Origin of the sequence: Brevundimonas kwangchunensis, assembly GCF_039523815.1 — a bacterium.
In the GTDB taxonomy this organism is placed as follows: domain Bacteria; phylum Pseudomonadota; class Alphaproteobacteria; order Caulobacterales; family Caulobacteraceae; genus Brevundimonas; species Brevundimonas kwangchunensis.
The window spans coordinates 122140-137264 of the sequence record NZ_BAAAGA010000004.1 but is presented as its reverse complement, the minus strand read 5'-3'; the positions used below and the strand labels follow the sequence as shown (position 1 = coordinate 137264).

Here is a 15125-nt window from a genome sequence, read left to right as displayed (position 1 = left end):
GAGAAACCCGATGAGCCACATCCCCCCGCTGGATCCCATGGTCGCCGCCCGCAAGGGCTTTCGCGAGTCCGAGGAGCGGCTGAAGCGTTTCTGGAAAACGGTCGACGTGGTCGAAGGGGAGGGTGGCTGGGCTGTCACCCTGGACGGCCGCACGCCGAAGACGCCGGCCCATGCGAAACTGGTTCTGCCCACCGAGGCCGCCGCGCGGCTGGTGGCCGAGGAATGGGCCGCGCAGGGCGAGTTCATCGAACCCGGGACCATGCCGGCGACCCGTCTGGCCTCCACCGCCATCGACCGCGTCAGCCAGACGCGCGAGCCCGTCGCCGACGAGATCGCCGCCTACGCCGGCTCTGATGCGCTTTGCTATCTGGCCGAGTTTCCGACGCCGCTGGTCGAGCAGCAGGCGCGGGAGTGGTCGCCGTGGCGCGACTGGGCCCGCGATCTGGGTGTGCCGCTGGAGCCGGTCGAGGGCATCGTGCACCGGGCGCAGGACCCCGCCGCCGTCGCCCGCGTGCGCGAGCTGGCGCTGGAGCTGGACGACTTCGCCCTGACCGGGCTGGCGACCGCCGTGCCCCTGCTGGGCTCGGCCGTGCTGGGGCTGGCGGTGCAGCGCGGGGCGCTGTCGGGAGAGGCGGCGTTCGATCTGTCCCGGCTGGAAGAGGCCTTCCAGGAAGGCCAGTGGGGCGTCGACGAGGAGAATGCGGCACGGACGGCGGCGCGGAGGGCCGAGGCGATGCTGGTGGATCGGTGGTTCAGGGCTTTGGAGCTGAGCTGACCGGACCCCTCCGTCTCGCCGGCTGATCGCCGTCGAGCCACCTCCCGGCTGCGTGGAGAGGTGAACGCGACCAATCACCTCTCCACCGAAGGTTGGGAGGGGGACCGCCGGGGGTGGAGGGGTGAGGGGTACCTTGCCACCGACCCCGCGTCTCCTTAAGCCTCGCCCTTCAAGGAGACGCCCCATGCAAGACATCCTCGACAAGCTCGAAGCCCGCCGCGCGGCCGCCCGTCTCGGCGGTGGTGAAAAGCGGATCGAGGCCCAGCACGCCAAGGGCAAGCTGACCGCGCGCGAGCGGATCGAGGTCCTGCTGGACGAGGGCTCCTTCGAGGAGACCGACATGTTCGTGGAGCATCGCTCCCACGACTTCGGCATGGAGAAGCAGCGCATTCCGGGCGACGGCGTGGTCACCGGCCGCGGCACGATCGGCGGGCGTCTGGTCTATGTGTTCTCGAAGGACTTCACCGTCTTCGGCGGCTCCCTGTCGGGCGCCCACGCGGCCAAGATCGTCAAGCTGCAGAAGATGGCCCTGACCAACGGCGCGCCGATCATCGGCCTGTTCGACGCCGGCGGCGCCCGCATCCAGGAGGGCGTCGAGAGCCTCGCCGGCTATGCCGACATCTTCCTGCAGAACACGCTCGCCTCGGGCGTCATCCCCCAGATCAGCGTCATCATGGGCCCGTGCGCCGGCGGCGACGTCTATTCGCCGGCCATCACCGACTTCATCTTCATGGTGAAGGACACGTCGTATATGTACGTGACCGGCCCGGACGTGGTGAAGACGGTCACCAACGAGGTCGTCAGCCACGAGGATCTGGGCGGCGCCTCGGTCCACACCAAGAAGTCGGGCGTGTCTGACGGCGCATTCGAGAACGATCTGGAGGCCCTGTCGGAGGTCCGCCGCCTGATCGGCTTCCTGCCCCTGTCGAACCGCGAGAAGCCGCCGGTGCGCGACAGCTACGACGACCCCGAGCGGGACGAGGCCTCGCTGGACACCCTGGTCCCGGCCAATCCGAACCAGCCCTACGACATGAAGGAGCTGATCCTGAAGACGGTCGACGAGGCCGAGTTCTTCGAGATCGGCGCCGATTTCGCGAAGAATATAGTCACCGGCTTCGGCCGCCTCGACGGCCAGACCGTGGGCGTCGTCGCCAACCAGCCGCAGGTGCTGGCCGGCGTTCTGGACATCGATTCCAGCCGCAAGGCCGCGCGTTTCGTGCGCTTCTGCGACGCCTTCGATATCCCGCTGGTGACCCTGGTCGACGTGCCCGGCTTCATGCCCGGCACCCGTCAGGAATACGGCGCCCTGATCAAGCACGGCGCCAAGCTGCTGTTCGCCTATGCCGAGGCCACGGTGCCCAAGCTGACCGTCATCACCCGCAAGGCCTATGGCGGCGCCTATGACGTCATGAGCTCCAAACACCTGCGCGGCGACGTCAACTACGCCTGGCCCTCGGCCGAGATCGCCGTCATGGGCGCCAAGGGCGCGGTCGAGATCATCTTCCGCAAGGAAGCCGGCGACCCCGAGGCGCTGGCGGCGCGCGAGGCCGAATACAAGGACCGCTTCGCCAATCCGTTCGTGGCGGCCGGCCTGGGCTACATCGACGACGTGATCATGCCGCACGGCACGCGGCGGAGGCTGATCAAGGCGCTACGGACGCTGAAGAACAAGCAGCAGGATAATCCGTGGAAGAAGCACGATAATATTCCGCTTTAAAGGCGCTCTTCGGGTGTGAAAGAGTGATCTGGGCTTGGCTCATCTTCAGCCATTCGACGCGATAGGTCTGCCAGAAGTTGTCCTAACTCTGCTTGATGGGCGCGATGCCCTTCCAAGCCTCGTTGCAGTGCAACGACTTCAACCGCTCCCCGAATTCCGAAGAAGACAGACGAAAGCAACGTCACGAAGTGGTCGAAAGTCCACAAACGCTCGAATTCTTCGTGGCCCAAGACAGGTCTTTCGAAGCTACCCCGCCAAAAATAGTTCACCCCGTAGAAGCTTCCATGGAGCAACTCGGACGACGGTCGATATATGGTAAAAATTGCTCCCGAGAGAGCCTCGGCAGCTAGTTTCGACTTAGTTCCTACCAACGAAATCCGTTTCTGAATGTTGTCTGGCGTCCAGTCTCGAACCTCTTGCCCATTGCGATTCGTGAACTCATCAATCGCGTCTTGTAGGCCCGGAAAGTCGCTTACCTGAGCCTCCAAATGCCGCTCGACGACGATCCGCTGGTCGCCCATTTGGGCAACTCTTTTGAGATCCCGCCAACGCTTTTGTCGAAGGTGACGCATCGCCCTATCGGAAAGCTCGGCGCCGCCTGCCGCGATGTAGGAGACGTTCACAGCAGTCTCAGCAGCTGATCTTGCGATACCAAAGCAATCTCGGATCGACATATCGACGGCTTCTGTAAGCCTGAGGATGCTATTGGCGGACACGCCAATGGCTTGCAGCATCCAGATGGTAACGCGATCAAAGTCGTTCGGGGCGATGTCGTAGGCGGTGGCTATGTCGCTGATGAGCGCGTCGAGGGCCCGACACTGGAGCCGCAACACTGTCCGGCCCTGGTCACGATAAACCTCATGCTTTGAAGGCTGCTCCACATCCACCTCGTAAGTTTGAATGCTTACGCTTACACGCAGCGGTCTAATGACCAACCTCCTCTTCCTCTGCTCCCGCAACCGCCTGCGCTCGCCCACGGCCGAGCAGGTCTTCGCCTCGTATCCCGGCGTCGAGACGGCGTCCGCCGGGCTGGCGCCGGATGCGGAGGAGGAGTGTTCGGCGGAGCTGGTGGAGTGGGCCGACATCATCTTCGTCATGGAGAAGACGCACCGGACGAAGCTGAAGCGGCGGTTCGGGGCGCATCTGAAGCGGGCGCGCGTCATCTGCCTCGACATCCCCGACGACTACGCCTTCATGCAGCCGGAACTGGTGGCGCTGCTGGAGCGGAAGGTGGGGGCGGTGCTGGGCTGACCCCTCCACCACGCTTCGCGCGGTCCCCCTCCCCACCTTCGGTGGAGAGGTGAGGCGCGCGTTCACCTCTCCACGGAGTGGGGAGGTGGCTCGGCGGCGCAGCCGGCGAGACGGAGGGGTTACTCCACCAGCGCATTCCCCAGGACCACCAGACCTGTCGTCGCCACGAACAGGCCGGCGGCCCAGGCCCAGGCCTTGCCTTGGGTCATCCCCGGCACGCCCATCAGCCACAGGCGCTGGATGCCGATGTACCAGCCGGTGGCCGCAAGCACGACCACCACGCCCGCGACCGTGGTCCACAGCGCCGTATCCCGGACGCCCATGGAGCCGAGGCTGACCAGAATGGATGTCGCGCCGGACAGGTAGCACTGGGCGAAGAAGGGCGGGCGCAGGGTGTCGCGGTCGACCTTGTGGCCGGACAGCTTCAACCACGCCCAGGCGAAGACCAGCGGGTGCAGGCTGAACATCAGGGCGCGGAAGATCAGCAGGTTCTGGTCGCTGGCGGTGATCAGCCGGCTGACCTCGCTGGCGTGCCGCTCGACCCCGAACCCGGCCGCCAGCTCGATGCCGTGGGCCAGCAGGATGCTGAGCACCAGAAACAGTGGCGGGCTCAACGTCTCCAGATACTGCTTGTCCGGCTTGTCGCGCTGCTCGCTGTCCGAATAGCGCATGGTCCGCAGCGGATGGCGCAGCGTCATCACCAGGGTGCGCGGATAGAACAGCAGCCACGACATGACCTCGTAGAGCAGTTCCTCCACCGAGCGCAGGATCGTCAGGACGTTCATGGGGCGGCCTCCGTTGGGGGAGACTAGCGCGGAACGGTGAACGGTCTCTGCGTTTCTGGACCCCTCCACCCCCGGCTTCGCCGGCGGTCCCCCTCCCCACCTTCGGTGGAGGGGTAAGGTGGCTCGGCGCGCTTGCGCGGCGAGACGGAGGGGTTGCTACCCCTCGAAGGCCTCGAGGATAGGGCACGGTCCTGTGTCCGACGCCGAGCACGCCCCGGCGAGTTTGCGTAAGGAAGTCCGGGCGGCTTCCAGCTCGGCGATCCGGGCGTCCAGCTCGCTCAGACGGACCTCGGCCAAGGCGCGGGCGCGGGACCGGTCCTCGCCAGCGTCCAGCGACAGGAGTTCGGCGATCTGGTCGAGGGTGAAGCCGGCGGACTGGGCGGAGCGGATGAAGCGGAGGCGGCGGGCGTCGTCGGGTTCGTAGCGGCGGACCCCGCCGTCGGGGCGCGAGGGCGTGCGCAGCAGGCCGCGGCGCTGGTAGTAGCGGATGGTCTCCACGCCGACGCCGCCGGCCTCGGCCAGTCGGGCGATGGTCATGTCGGGCATGTCTTGACTCCGTACCATGGTCCGGACCCTACATGGGGCAGGTCCGCTTCCGGGCAAGGAGAGCCGCCGTGTCGCAGCCGCAAAAATCCGCCGTCCTGTACCGCATGGTCATGCCCGACCACGTTTGTCCCTATGGGCGAAAGGCGCTGTGGCTGCTGAAGCGCAAGGGGTTCGCGGTCGAGGACCGGCATCTGACGACGCGGCCCGAGGTCGACGCCTTCAAGGCCGAACACGGGGTGAAGACCACGCCCCAGACCTTCATCGATGGCGGCCGCATCGGCGGCTATGACGACCTGCGTCGCCACTTCGGCCAGCGCGTGCCCGAGGCCGGGGCGACCAGCTATGTGCCCGTGCTGGCGGTGTTCGCCGTGGCCCTGCTGCTGGCCCTCGTCGTGGTGTGGTGGATGGAGGGCTATGTCCTTTACAGCCTGCCGCCCGCCTTCATCTCGATCGCCATGTGTCTGCTGGCGATGCTGAAGCTGCAGGACGTCGAGCGGTTCTCGACCATGTTCCTGAACTACGACCTGCTGGCGCAGCGGTGGCCGCCCTATGGCTACATCTATCCGTTCGCCGAGCTGGGGGCCGGGGTGCTGATGCTGGCGGGGGTGCTGACCTGGCTTTCGGCGCCGATGGCCCTGATCATCGGCGGCATCGGGGCGGTGTCGGTGTTCAAGGCGGTCTATGTCGACAAACGCGAGCTCAAATGCGCCTGCGTCGGCGGGGCGTCGAACGTGCCGCTGGGCTTCGTCAGCCTGACCGAGAACCTGATGATGGTCGGGATGGCGGTCTGGATGCTGGCCGTCATGCACTGACCGTCAGGCGACGGCGCGCAGGCCGGCCCTGAGGGCGTCCGCATCGGCGGGCAGTTCGGCCTCGATGGCCGCGTGCTCGGAGATCCACACCGGCGTCGCGCGGGCCAGCAGGTCGCGGCCGGCGACGGTCAGGCCCACGCGGCGACCGCGTCGGTCTTCGGCGTCGACAGCGATCGTCACCAGCCCGGCACGTTCCAGCGGCTTGAGATTTGCCGTGACGGTCGAGCGGTCCATGGCCAGCAGGCTGGCCACCGCGCCGATGGTTGGCGGCTCGGGCCGGTTCAGGCCGTTCATCAGGGAGAACTGGCCGCTGGTGATCCCATAGGGCCGGAACGCCTCGTCGAACCGCCGCGACAGGGCCCGGGCCGCCCGCTGGGCTTGCAGGCACAGGCAGTTGTCGCGAATGTGCAGGGTAGTCGCAAAGGCGGCCGGGACGTTTGACATGGCTTCAATTACGTTGATATCAAACTATCTGTCAACACGAGCGGCGCGGACAGCGACCGCCAGAACGCGTGAGGAGCGTCCCCGATGATCAAGGTCACCGCCTTCAAATGGGTCCCGTCGTTTGCGCAGGGCTCGGTGCGCGACATTCGGGTGCGCTGGGCGCTGGAGGAGGCGGGGCTGGGCTATGACGACCAGCTGATCGGCTTTGAGGATCAGGCGACGCCGGCCTATCGCGCGCTGCAGCCGTTCGGACAGGTGCCGGCCTACAGTGACGGCAAGGTCGAGATGTTCGAGAGCGGCGCCATCGTGCTGTGGATCGCACAGAACTCGGACCAGCTGATGCCGGCAGATGATGCGGGGCGGGCCATGGTCACGACCTGGCTGTTCGCGGCGATGAACAGCGTGGAGCCGTTCGTGGCCGAGTTGGCGATCATCGATCTGTTCAACGCTGACAAGGCGTGGGCGAAGGAGAGGCGTCCCGAGGTCGAGGCCATGCTGCGCAAGCGGCTTGGCGATCTGCAGACGGCTCTGGGCGAGCGCCGGTGGTTCGCCAACGACCGGTTCAGCGCCGCCGACATCCTGATGACCCATGTGCTGCGCGACCTGCGCCACACGGACATCGTCGCCGACTTCCCGGCGCTGGCCGCCTATGTCGCCCGCGCCGAGGCCCGGCCGGCGTTCAAACGGGCGCTGGAGGATCAGCTGAAGCCGTTCCGCGAGGCCGAGGCGGCCAAGCCGGAACTGGCCGCGTCGTAACGGGGAGCGGACCATGGCCGCCCGACTGATCTACGACATGAACGTGTCGCTGGACGGCTATGTCGATCACGACAAGGTCGCGCCCGATCCGGAGCTGTTCCGGCACTGGATCGAGGTTGTGCGCGAGGGGACCGGCTCCATCTACGGCCGCAAGCTGTACGAGATCATGCGCTACTGGGAGCAGGACGATCCGGCATGGGAAGCCGATCATCGGGCGTTCGCCGAGGTTTGGCGCAATGAGCGCAAATGGGTGGTGTCGCGCACCCTGACCGAAGTGGGGCCGGGCGTGACGCTGATTTCGGACGGGCTGGAGGCGGCGGTGCGCCGGATCCGGGACGAGTTCGACGGCGAGATCCATGTCGGCGGGCCGGTGCTGGCGGCCAGCCTGACGGAGCTGGGCCTGATCGACGAGTACCGGCTCTACATACATCCGGTGGTGCTGGGGCAGGGCGCGCCCTTCTTCACCGGCGCGCGTCCGCCGCTGAAGGTGACGGGGAACGAGCGGATCGGGGCGGAGGCGGTGCGGCTGACCTGCGTGCCGGCGTGAGGTCTCAGCCGGCGCCCTTGATCAACTGATCCCGCTCGTCCGGCGTCAGATGGCGCCAGCGGCCTTCGGGCAGGTCGCCGAGGTTGAGCGGGCCGATGCGGATGCGCAGCAGGTCGGCGACCTCCAGCCCGACCAGTTCGCACATGCGGCGGATCTGGCGGTTGCGGCCTTCCTTCAGGACGAAACGGAGGCGTTGGGGCTCCATCTGCGTCACGCGAGCTGGTTTGAGTTGACGGCCGTCCAGCTCCAGCCCGTGGCGCAGCTTCGACAGCTTGCCCTCGGTTACCTGGCCGCCGACGCGGACGAGGTATTCCTTGTCGAGGTCGGACTGCGGCCCGATCACCGCCTTGGCCACGACGCCGTCCGAGGACAGCAGAAGCAGGCCGCGGGAGTCCTCGTCCAGACGGCCGATCGGTGGCAGGACGGCGCGGCCGGGCGGCTCGCCCTCGCCGATGCGGTTGGCCATGTTCAGCAGGCGCGCGGCGGGGATTTTCCCGGGCTCCGGCTGGCCCGAGACGTAGCCGACCGGCTTGTGCAGCACGAGCGTCTGGCCCTCGGCCAGAGCGGCGGTGGCGCGGTCGTTCAGGGTCAGGGTCTGGCCTGTCTCCAGCTTGCGGCCGGCGTCGCGGACGACCTCGCCGTCGATGGAGACAAGGCCGTCGGCGATCAGGGCGTCGGCCTCCCGCCGGGAGCAGACACCCGACTGGCCCAGCCATTTGTTGATCCGCACCGGCTCGACGCCGTCATAGGTCTTCGTCCACGCCATCGTCAGACCGTCCGGAACAGAAGCATCAGGTTGTTGGCCGGCATCCCGATTCGCAGGGTCAGGGCCAGCCCTTCGGCCTTCGCTGCTGCGGCGACCGCGTCGCGGTCCCGCAGGCCCCATTCGGGGTTGCGGCTCTTCAGGCTCTGGTCGAAGGCGGCGTTGGACGGGGCCAGCTCGACCTCAGCCTCGCGCCAGGGGCCGTACAGGACCAGCAGGCCGCCGGGGCGGCGCAGTGTCCGTCCGGCCAGCCGCATCAGGCCCTCGGTCGCCGACCACGGGCTGATGTGGACCATGTTGATGCAAACCACGGCGTCGACAGGATCGGTCGGCCAGGTCGCCTCGTCGGTCATGTCGAGGGCGAGGGCGGGCTGCAGGTTGGCGGGGCCCTGTGCGGCCCAGGCGGCAATGCTGGCGCGGGCCTCGGGCGAGGGATCGCTGGGCGTCCATTCCAGACCCGGAAGGGCGGTAGCAAAGGCGAGGGCGTGTTCGCCGGCGCCGCTGGCGATCTCCAGAACCCGGCCCTTCGCGGGCATGTGTGCCTTCAGGACATCGAGGATCGGCTGCGTGTTCCGCGCCGTCGAGGGCGAGGCGAGGGCGCCTTCGGGAGTCGGCCGGATCGGGTCCATCGTCTGCATGCCCGCCCGATACCCCGGAGACGGTCCGTTCGCGAATGGAAATGTGCAGGGCGGGTCCATCGGCCCGCTCGCGAGAGGTTGAAAGTTGCGTCGGTTGACGTTGCGGACGCTTCGGGCCATTCCGGCTGAAACATTGCGTGATGTTGCGCAAAGGGAGAATGCCACGGCGGCGCAGATCGCCGGGCGCGTTCAGGAGAGTGACAGTGACGGTTTCCGCCATCCCGGGCCTGCACCCGGCCCCCACGAACCACGCCGGCCTCGTCGCCTGGGTCGAGCAGATCGCCGCCCTGACGAAGCCCGCCCGCGTCCACTGGTGCGACGGCTCGGAGGCCGAGAAAGCCTCGATCGTCGCTGACCTGATCGCAAAGGGCACGCTGCGGGAACTGGATCAGACCAAGCGCCCCGGCTGCTACTATGCCGCCTCGGACCCGCGCGATGTCGCCCGCGTCGAGAGTCGCACCTTCATCTGCCCGGCCAATGAGATCGACGCCGGCCCGACCAACAACTGGGCTGATCCGGTCGAGATGCGCACACGCATGAACGGCCTGTTCGACGGCTGCATGGCCGGCCGGACCATGTATGTCGTGCCGTTCTCGATGGGCCCGCTGGGCTCGAAGATCAGCGCCCTGGGCGTCGAGATCACCGACAGCGGCTATGTCGCCGTGTCGATGGGCATCATGACCCGCATGGGCAAGCCGGCGCTGGACGTGCTGGGCGTCGACGGCGAGTTCGTGCCGGCGGTCCATACGCTGGGCGCGCCGCTGGCCGAGGGTCAGGCCGACGTGCCGTGGCCCTGCAACGACGACAAGTGGATCGTCCACTATCCCGAGACCCGCGAGATCTGGTCCTACGGCTCGGGCTACGGCGGCAACGCCCTGCTGGGCAAGAAATGCTACGCCCTGCGCATCGCCTCGGTCATGGCCCGCGACGAGGGCTGGCTGGCCGAGCACATGCTGATCCTCAAGCTGACCGATCCGAAGGGCCGCGTGAAGTACGTCGCCGCCGCCTTCCCGTCGGCCTGCGGCAAGACCAACCTGGCCATGCTCCAGCCGACGCTGGAAGGCTGGAAGGCGGAGACCATCGGCGACGATATCGCCTGGATGCGTTTCGGCGACGACGGCCGTCTGTACGCCGTGAACCCGGAAGCCGGCTTCTTCGGCGTGGCCCCGGGCACCAGCCGCAACACCAACCAGAACGCCTTGGCGACGCTGGCCTCGAACACCGTCTTCACCAACACGGCCCTGACCGCCGACAACGACGTCTGGTGGGAAGGTCTGTCGAAGGAGGCCCCGGAAGGCCTGACGACCTGGAAGGGCGCGGCCCACGACGTCGCCTCGGGCGAGCCGGCCGCTCACCCGAACGCCCGTTTCGCCGCCCCGGCCCACCAGTGCCCGACCATCGCGCCGGAGTGGGAAGACCCGAAGGGCGTGCCGATCGACGCCATCCTGTTCGGCGGCCGCCGCGCCTCGGCCGTGCCGCTGGTGACGGAAGCCTTCGACTGGGAGCACGGGGTGTTCATGGGCTCGTCGGTCGCCTCGGAAGGCACCGCCGCCGCCGAGAACGCCATCGGCGAGCTGCGCCGCGACCCGTTCGCGATGCTGCCCTTCTGCGGCTACAACATGGGCGACTACTTCGCCCACTGGCTGTCGATGGGTGGCAAGACAGACGCCGCCAAGCTGCCGCGCCTCTACTTCGTCAACTGGTTCCGCAAGAATGAGGACGGCAAGTTCGTGTGGCCGGGCTTCGGCGACAACGCCCGCGTGCTGAAGTGGATCTCGGAGCGTCTGGACGGTGAAGCGACCGCCGTCGACACCCCGGTCGGCCGCGTGCCCTCCGCCGAGGCGCTGGACCTGGCCGGCCTGTCGCTGACCGACGCCGACCTGTCGACCCTGCTGGACGTCGACGCCGAGGTCTGGGCCGAGGAAGCCGCGCTGATCCCGGCCTTCTACGAGAAGTTCGGCGACCGCCTGCCCAAGGCCCTGTGGGACCAGCACGCGGCCCTGACCGCACGCATCGACGCCCGCCGCGCCGCGGCCATCGCGGCCGAATAGGGTCTTGCGGCGCTCAAGCAGCGAGCGACCGCGTCGCGAGCGTTAGCGCCCCTTGCAAAAAGAGGCCGGCGGGTCGATTTGACCCGCCGTGTCTTCCCCTGATGTGATCGTTGTCGGCGCCGGCGTGCTGGGCCTCTGCGCCGCCGCCGAACTGGCCGCGCGCGGACGGTCGGTGACGGTGCTGGATCCGGGCGGTGCGAACGCCTCGGCAGCGGCCGCGGGCATGATCGCCCCGGCGCTGGAAAGCCTCATCGACGACCTGTCGCCGGCGCATGCGGCCCTGCTGGCGCGCGGGCGCGACCTGTGGCCGGAGTTCGCCGGGCGGAATGGGCTCGACCTGTACCGCGAGGGCGCGGAGTGGCGCGGGCCGGACCCTGACGCCGACCTTTTGCGACTGACCGATCTCGGCTTCACGGCTGAACGGCGGGGGGAAGGCGTGTTCGCGCCCGACGATTGGCGCGTGGACGCGATCAAATCCCTTGCCCGCTTGTCGGGCCTGCCCGGCGTGGTCCGGCATACGGCGCAGATCGCCTCGATCCGGCGCGAGGGCGAGAACTGGCTGCTTGAGGCGGACGATGGTCGTCAATGGCGCGCGCCGACGGTGGTGATCGCGACGGGCGCGGCGGCTGCGCTTGAGGGGTTGCCGGAGAACGTCGAGCGCCTGATCTCGGCCATTCGTCCGATCCGGGGGCAACTGACGCCCGTGCGATGCCTCAAGCCCGCACAGGTGATCCGCGTGCCGGGTCTGTATGCCGCGCCGACGGGTGACGGCGCGCTGGCCGGGGCGACGATGGAGTTCGATGACCGCTCAACGGCGCCCGACACCGACACCGCGCAACGGCAGGCCGAGGGGGTACTGACCCTGCTGGGTTGCGAGGGCGTGGCGGGAGAGCCGCGCGTGGGCGTTCGGGGTGCGACCGCAGACGGCCTGCCGATGGCGGGTCCGGCGGGCGTGCCGGGCCTGCATCTGGGGTTGGCGCCGCGCCGCAACGGCTGGCTGCTGGGGCCGATGGTCGGCCGCATCGTGGCCGACGGAATCGAGGGCGAGGCGTCCTTGCCGGACACACCCGCCCTCGACCCGCTCAGGTTCGCCTGATCACTCCGCCGGCGGGACGAAGCGCAGGGCGATCGTCACCCGCGAGCCTTCCGCTGCGCCATCGACGGTCCGCGGATTGATGCGGAAGAAGCGCGAGAGCTGCTGGGCGGCGCGGCCGAAGCCGTCGCCCGACGGGGTCTCGCTGACGATGTTGCAGCCCGCCACACTGCCGCTGGCGTCGATCAGGCAGTTCAGGACCACCGATCCCGAACGGCCGGCGTTCAGCGCGCGCGTCGGATAGGCCCGCATCATCTGATCGGCGTTGGGCTGCCGGCTCCAGCTCGGGTTGGTGATCACGCGCGCCGGCGGCGGGTTGGGCGCTGCCGCCGGCGGCGCGTTGTCGACCGGGTTCTCGACCGGCTGGGTCAGGGAGATGACGGGGCCGGTGGTCGGCTGGGCGTTGTCGTTGATGACCACAGGCACGGTGTCGACCGATGCCGGAGGCGCCTGAACCGGCCGATGGATCGGCGGATTGGCGGCGGCGGGCTTCGGCTCCTCGACCGTCGGCTTCGGCGGGGGCGGGGTGAAGGTCAGCACGATCGGCGGCGGTCCCTCGGGCCTTTCGGCCGGAGCCGTCAGCTCGTATCGCTGATGGTACAGGACCACGCCGACCGCCGCATGGGCGGCGGCGACCAGGCCGATCGCGATCCAGGTGGTGCGTGCGGAACGCTTGTTGCGCCGCTCGTTGAAGTCGAAGGGGCTAACCAGTCCGGGGCCGCCCGCAGTTTTCATCATCATGGCCGTCTTCCCTCTGTCTGCTGCCCCCGCAGCTTCCCTGAGGGAAAGCAAGCGCGGCCGTTACGGCGGGTTTACGGCAAGGTTGCGCCCGGATTGCGCACAGCCCTGAGTGTTGCAGGAAAACCCCTTTAGGGTTTCGTTAACCAGACTCTACGACCGTTAACGATTATGACCATCGGCGCGATTCCATCGTCGGGCGGGGTAGAGGCGGCCATTCGTCGTGCGTCCAGCGCGACCGGGGTGGACGCCGACTTCCTCGTGCGCACTGCGCGTCGCGAAAGCGCGATGAACCCGGCCGCGCGCGCGCGGACCTCGTCCGCCGCCGGCCTGTTCCAGTTCATCGAGCAGACCTGGCTGGCGACGCTGAAGAGCCACGGGGCGAAGCACGGCTACGGCCAGTACGCCGACCTGATCTATCGCGGGAACGACGGACGTTGGCGGGTCGAGGGCTCGGCGCGCAACGTGGTGCTGGATCTGCGCTACGACGCCCAGGCGGCGTCGGTGATGGCGGGCGAGCTGACGGCCCAGAACGCAGCCTATCTGCGGGGACGTACGGGGCGCGAGCCGGGCGCGGGCGATCTGTACGCCGCCCACTTCCTGGGACCCGCAGGCGCGGCTCAGCTGATGGAGGCGATGGATCGCCGGCCGGGCGTCAGCGCCGCCTCGATCTTCCCGGAGGCCGCGGCGGCCAACCGGCCGATCTTCTATCGCGACGGCCGTCCGGCGACGGTGGCCGAGGTGCATGCCAACCTGCAGCGCTCGGCGGGCAGCGGCGCGCCGGCCAGCGGCTCGGGGTCGCTGTTGGCCCAGCCTGCTGCGCCCTTACTGTCAGAGCGGGATCAGATGCTGGCCGCGCGGCTGGACCGCCTGAAACAGGATCAGAGCCTGCTGTCTCTCCTGCTGGGGCAGGGCGATTCCGATACCGGCTTCGGCGCGGCTTTCGGACCGGGAAAAGCCGAAGTCTGACGCGCGGCCGTGCATGGTAAACCGTCCGTTAATGATGGCGGACCAATGGTGCGTTCCAGTCTGAATCCGAGCGTCATCCCATGACCGCCTATCGCGCCCGTCTCACCGAGATCGACATCCGTCGGCTGATCCAGTCCTCGGATGAGGACGAACGGGCCGCGGCTGCGCACAAGCTGTGCCGGAACATGGAGCGGATCGACCTGGACGACGAGGATCGCGCCGCGGCGCAGAAGATCCTGCGCCTGCTGGCCAACGACGCCGCCGAACTGGTGCGCCGGGCCATGGCGGTGACGCTGAAGGCGTCCGACCTGATTCCCAACGACGTGGCCCGCAAGCTGGCCGCCGACGTCGACAGCGTGGCCCTGCCGATCATCAACTTCTCGCCGGCCTTCACTGACGAGGACCTGATCGAGATCGTGAAGGCGGGTTCGGCCGTGCGCCAGACGGCGGTCGCCGCCCGTCCCAATGTCGGCCGTGACGTGGCCGAGGCGGTCGCCGATGTCGCCTGCGAGCAGGCGGTGCGGACGCTGGCGTCCAACGACAATGCCGATATCTCCGAAGCCTCGCTGGGACGCTGCGTCGATCGCTTCGGGCAGTCGGGCGAGGTCGTTGCCGCGCTGGCCTATCGTCAGGTGCTGCCGCTGTCCGTCAGCGAACGCCTGATCGAACTGGCGTCGGCCGCGGTGCGCGAGCATCTGGTGACCCGCCATGCGGTCGCGCCGGAGACGGCGATCCGTCTGGCCAGCTTCGCGCGCGAGCGGGCGACGGTCGACCTGATCGATCAGGCGTCCGCCCAAGCCGACATCCCGGCGTTCGTCGCCAATCTGAACGCTCGCAAGGCGCTGACGGCCTCATTGCTGCTGCGCGCGCTGGCGCGGGGACAGATGGCGCTGGTCGAGCACGGGCTGGCCGAACTGGCAGGGACGCCGCATCAGCGGGCCTGGCTGATGATCCACGACGCCGGACCGCTGGGGCTGCGCGCGATCTACGATCGGGCCGGCCTGCCGCCGCGCCTGTTCCAGGCCTTCCGCGCCGGCGTCGATACCTGGCGTGCATTGCAGGCCGAGGGGGCGGATACCGCATCTGAGCAGTTCCGCGAACAGATGCTGGAGCGCTTCCTGACCCAGCGCCCGCACGCGCCGCGCGAGGATCTGGCCTATCTGATGGAGCGGCTGGACCGCCTGCCGGCCGCCAACGACCCGGCCGTCGCGGCCTGAGCCTGAAAAGCAAAACGCCCGCC

17 protein-coding genes are annotated in these 15125 nt (G+C 68.3%); 10 read left to right on the top strand and 7 right to left on the bottom strand.

Features of this window, described 5'->3' with window-relative positions:
- Window positions 1-10 precede the first annotated feature (10 nt).
- Entirely contained in the window at window positions 11-775 is a 765-nt protein-coding gene (locus tag ABDZ95_RS08840) for an ATP12 family chaperone protein (RefSeq protein ID WP_343792800.1), read from the top strand.
- 184 nt (window positions 776-959) lie between these two features.
- The gene (locus ABDZ95_RS08835) at window positions 960-2492 is read left to right on the top strand and encodes an acyl-CoA carboxylase subunit beta (protein WP_343792798.1); all 1533 of its coding nucleotides are present in this window, start codon (window positions 960-962) and stop codon (window positions 2490-2492) included.
- Here ABDZ95_RS08835 and ABDZ95_RS08830 read toward each other — a convergent pair.
- Entirely contained in the window at window positions 2489-3427 is a 939-nt protein-coding gene (locus ABDZ95_RS08830; RefSeq protein WP_343792796.1) for a DUF5677 domain-containing protein, read from the bottom strand. The genes ABDZ95_RS08835 and ABDZ95_RS08830 overlap by 4 nt on opposite strands.
- Between ABDZ95_RS08830 and ABDZ95_RS08825 the strand changes: the two genes are divergently transcribed.
- Window positions 3420-3743: a low molecular weight protein tyrosine phosphatase family protein gene (locus ABDZ95_RS08825; protein ID WP_343792794.1), complete on the top strand. Its 324-nt coding sequence runs from the start codon at window positions 3420-3422 to the stop codon at window positions 3741-3743. The two genes, ABDZ95_RS08830 and ABDZ95_RS08825, sit on opposite strands and share 8 nt — an antisense overlap.
- 119 nt (window positions 3744-3862) lie before the next feature.
- Here the strand turns inward: ABDZ95_RS08825 and ABDZ95_RS08820 are convergent, their stop codons facing one another.
- Both ABDZ95_RS08820 and ABDZ95_RS08815 read right to left on the bottom strand, forming a co-directional pair.
- Entirely contained in the window at window positions 3863-4528 is a 666-nt protein-coding gene (locus tag ABDZ95_RS08820) for a hypothetical protein (protein ID WP_343792792.1), read from the bottom strand.
- 156 nt (window positions 4529-4684) lie between these two features.
- Complete coding sequence (locus ABDZ95_RS08815) at window positions 4685-5074, bottom strand: MerR family transcriptional regulator (protein WP_343792790.1); 390 nt, start codon at window positions 5072-5074, stop codon at window positions 4685-4687.
- Between the two features lie 68 nt (window positions 5075-5142).
- Between ABDZ95_RS08815 and ABDZ95_RS08810 the strand changes: the two genes are divergently transcribed.
- Complete coding sequence (locus tag ABDZ95_RS08810; RefSeq protein ID WP_343792788.1) at window positions 5143-5886, top strand: glutaredoxin family protein; 744 nt, start codon at window positions 5143-5145, stop codon at window positions 5884-5886.
- Between the two features lie 3 nt (window positions 5887-5889).
- On the opposite strand, the gene ABDZ95_RS08805 is transcribed toward ABDZ95_RS08810, so the two are convergent.
- On the bottom strand, window positions 5890-6330 hold the full coding sequence (locus ABDZ95_RS08805; protein WP_343792786.1) for a MarR family winged helix-turn-helix transcriptional regulator: 441 nt from the start codon (window positions 6328-6330) through the stop codon (window positions 5890-5892).
- Window positions 6331-6414: 84 nt separating this feature from the next.
- Here ABDZ95_RS08805 and ABDZ95_RS08800 point away from each other — a divergent pair, with 84 nt between their 5' ends.
- Window positions 6415-7086 (top strand): glutathione S-transferase family protein, encoded by a 672-nt coding sequence (locus tag ABDZ95_RS08800; protein ID WP_343792784.1) that lies wholly within the window; start codon window positions 6415-6417, stop codon window positions 7084-7086.
- 13 nt (window positions 7087-7099) lie between these two features.
- Window positions 7100-7633: a dihydrofolate reductase family protein gene (locus ABDZ95_RS08795; protein WP_343792782.1), complete on the top strand. Its 534-nt coding sequence runs from the start codon at window positions 7100-7102 to the stop codon at window positions 7631-7633.
- Window positions 7634-7637: 4 nt separating this feature from the next.
- Here the strand turns inward: ABDZ95_RS08795 and ABDZ95_RS08790 are convergent, their stop codons facing one another.
- Together ABDZ95_RS08790 and ABDZ95_RS08785 are read right to left on the bottom strand one after the other, a co-directional pair.
- Complete coding sequence (locus ABDZ95_RS08790; protein WP_343792778.1) at window positions 7638-8399, bottom strand: pseudouridine synthase; 762 nt, start codon at window positions 8397-8399, stop codon at window positions 7638-7640.
- 2 nt (window positions 8400-8401) lie between these two features.
- On the bottom strand, window positions 8402-9034 hold the full coding sequence (locus ABDZ95_RS08785) for a DUF938 domain-containing protein (RefSeq protein WP_343792776.1): 633 nt from the start codon (window positions 9032-9034) through the stop codon (window positions 8402-8404).
- A 203-nt stretch (window positions 9035-9237) separates the two neighbouring features.
- Here ABDZ95_RS08785 and ABDZ95_RS08780 point away from each other — a divergent pair, with 203 nt between their 5' ends.
- Together ABDZ95_RS08780 and ABDZ95_RS08775 are read left to right on the top strand one after the other, a co-directional pair.
- On the top strand, window positions 9238-11085 hold the full coding sequence (locus ABDZ95_RS08780) for a phosphoenolpyruvate carboxykinase (GTP) (RefSeq protein ID WP_343792774.1): 1848 nt from the start codon (window positions 9238-9240) through the stop codon (window positions 11083-11085).
- A gap of 88 nt (window positions 11086-11173) precedes the next feature.
- Entirely contained in the window at window positions 11174-12181 is a 1008-nt protein-coding gene (locus ABDZ95_RS08775; RefSeq protein WP_343792772.1) for an NAD(P)/FAD-dependent oxidoreductase, read from the top strand.
- On the opposite strand, the gene ABDZ95_RS08770 is transcribed toward ABDZ95_RS08775, so the two are convergent.
- Complete coding sequence (locus tag ABDZ95_RS08770; protein WP_343792770.1) at window positions 12182-12919, bottom strand: energy transducer TonB family protein; 738 nt, start codon at window positions 12917-12919, stop codon at window positions 12182-12184.
- Between the two features lie 168 nt (window positions 12920-13087).
- On the opposite strand from ABDZ95_RS08770, the gene ABDZ95_RS08765 reads away from it, so the two are divergent.
- Window positions 13088-13885, top strand: a complete 798-nt coding sequence (locus ABDZ95_RS08765; protein WP_343792768.1) for a transglycosylase SLT domain-containing protein — start codon at window positions 13088-13090, stop codon at window positions 13883-13885.
- 80 nt (window positions 13886-13965) lie between these two features.
- Window positions 13966-15102: a SpbR family protein gene (gene spbR / locus ABDZ95_RS08760; RefSeq protein WP_343792766.1), complete on the top strand. Its 1137-nt coding sequence runs from the start codon at window positions 13966-13968 to the stop codon at window positions 15100-15102.
- The last annotated feature ends 23 nt before the right edge of the window (window positions 15103-15125 follow it).

What these genes read in the sequence shown, in the direction of transcription:
- spbR (WP_343792766.1), top strand. Translation starts at nt 13,966, where the DNA reads ATGACCGCCTATCGCGCCCGTCTCACCGAGATCGACATCCGTCGGCTG.
- ABDZ95_RS08840 (WP_343792800.1), top strand. Translation starts at nt 11, where the DNA reads ATGAGCCACATCCCCCCGCTGGATCCCATGGTCGCCGCCCGCAAGGGC.
- ABDZ95_RS08805 (WP_343792786.1), bottom strand. Translation starts at nt 6,330, where the DNA reads ATGTCAAACGTCCCGGCCGCCTTTGCGACTACCCTGCACATTCGCGAC.
- ABDZ95_RS08785 (WP_343792776.1), bottom strand. Translation starts at nt 9,034, where the DNA reads ATGCAGACGATGGACCCGATCCGGCCGACTCCCGAAGGCGCCCTCGCC.
- ABDZ95_RS08815 (WP_343792790.1), bottom strand. Translation starts at nt 5,074, where the DNA reads ATGCCCGACATGACCATCGCCCGACTGGCCGAGGCCGGCGGCGTCGGC.
- ABDZ95_RS08795 (WP_343792782.1), top strand. Translation starts at nt 7,100, where the DNA reads ATGGCCGCCCGACTGATCTACGACATGAACGTGTCGCTGGACGGCTAT.
- ABDZ95_RS08765 (WP_343792768.1), top strand. Translation starts at nt 13,088, where the DNA reads ATGACCATCGGCGCGATTCCATCGTCGGGCGGGGTAGAGGCGGCCATT.
- ABDZ95_RS08835 (WP_343792798.1), top strand. Translation starts at nt 960, where the DNA reads ATGCAAGACATCCTCGACAAGCTCGAAGCCCGCCGCGCGGCCGCCCGT.
- ABDZ95_RS08800 (WP_343792784.1), top strand. Translation starts at nt 6,415, where the DNA reads ATGATCAAGGTCACCGCCTTCAAATGGGTCCCGTCGTTTGCGCAGGGC.
- ABDZ95_RS08790 (WP_343792778.1), bottom strand. Translation starts at nt 8,399, where the DNA reads ATGGCGTGGACGAAGACCTATGACGGCGTCGAGCCGGTGCGGATCAAC.
- ABDZ95_RS08825 (WP_343792794.1), top strand. Translation starts at nt 3,420, where the DNA reads ATGACCAACCTCCTCTTCCTCTGCTCCCGCAACCGCCTGCGCTCGCCC.
- ABDZ95_RS08770 (WP_343792770.1), bottom strand. Translation starts at nt 12,919, where the DNA reads ATGATGATGAAAACTGCGGGCGGCCCCGGACTGGTTAGCCCCTTCGAC.
- ABDZ95_RS08820 (WP_343792792.1), bottom strand. Translation starts at nt 4,528, where the DNA reads ATGAACGTCCTGACGATCCTGCGCTCGGTGGAGGAACTGCTCTACGAG.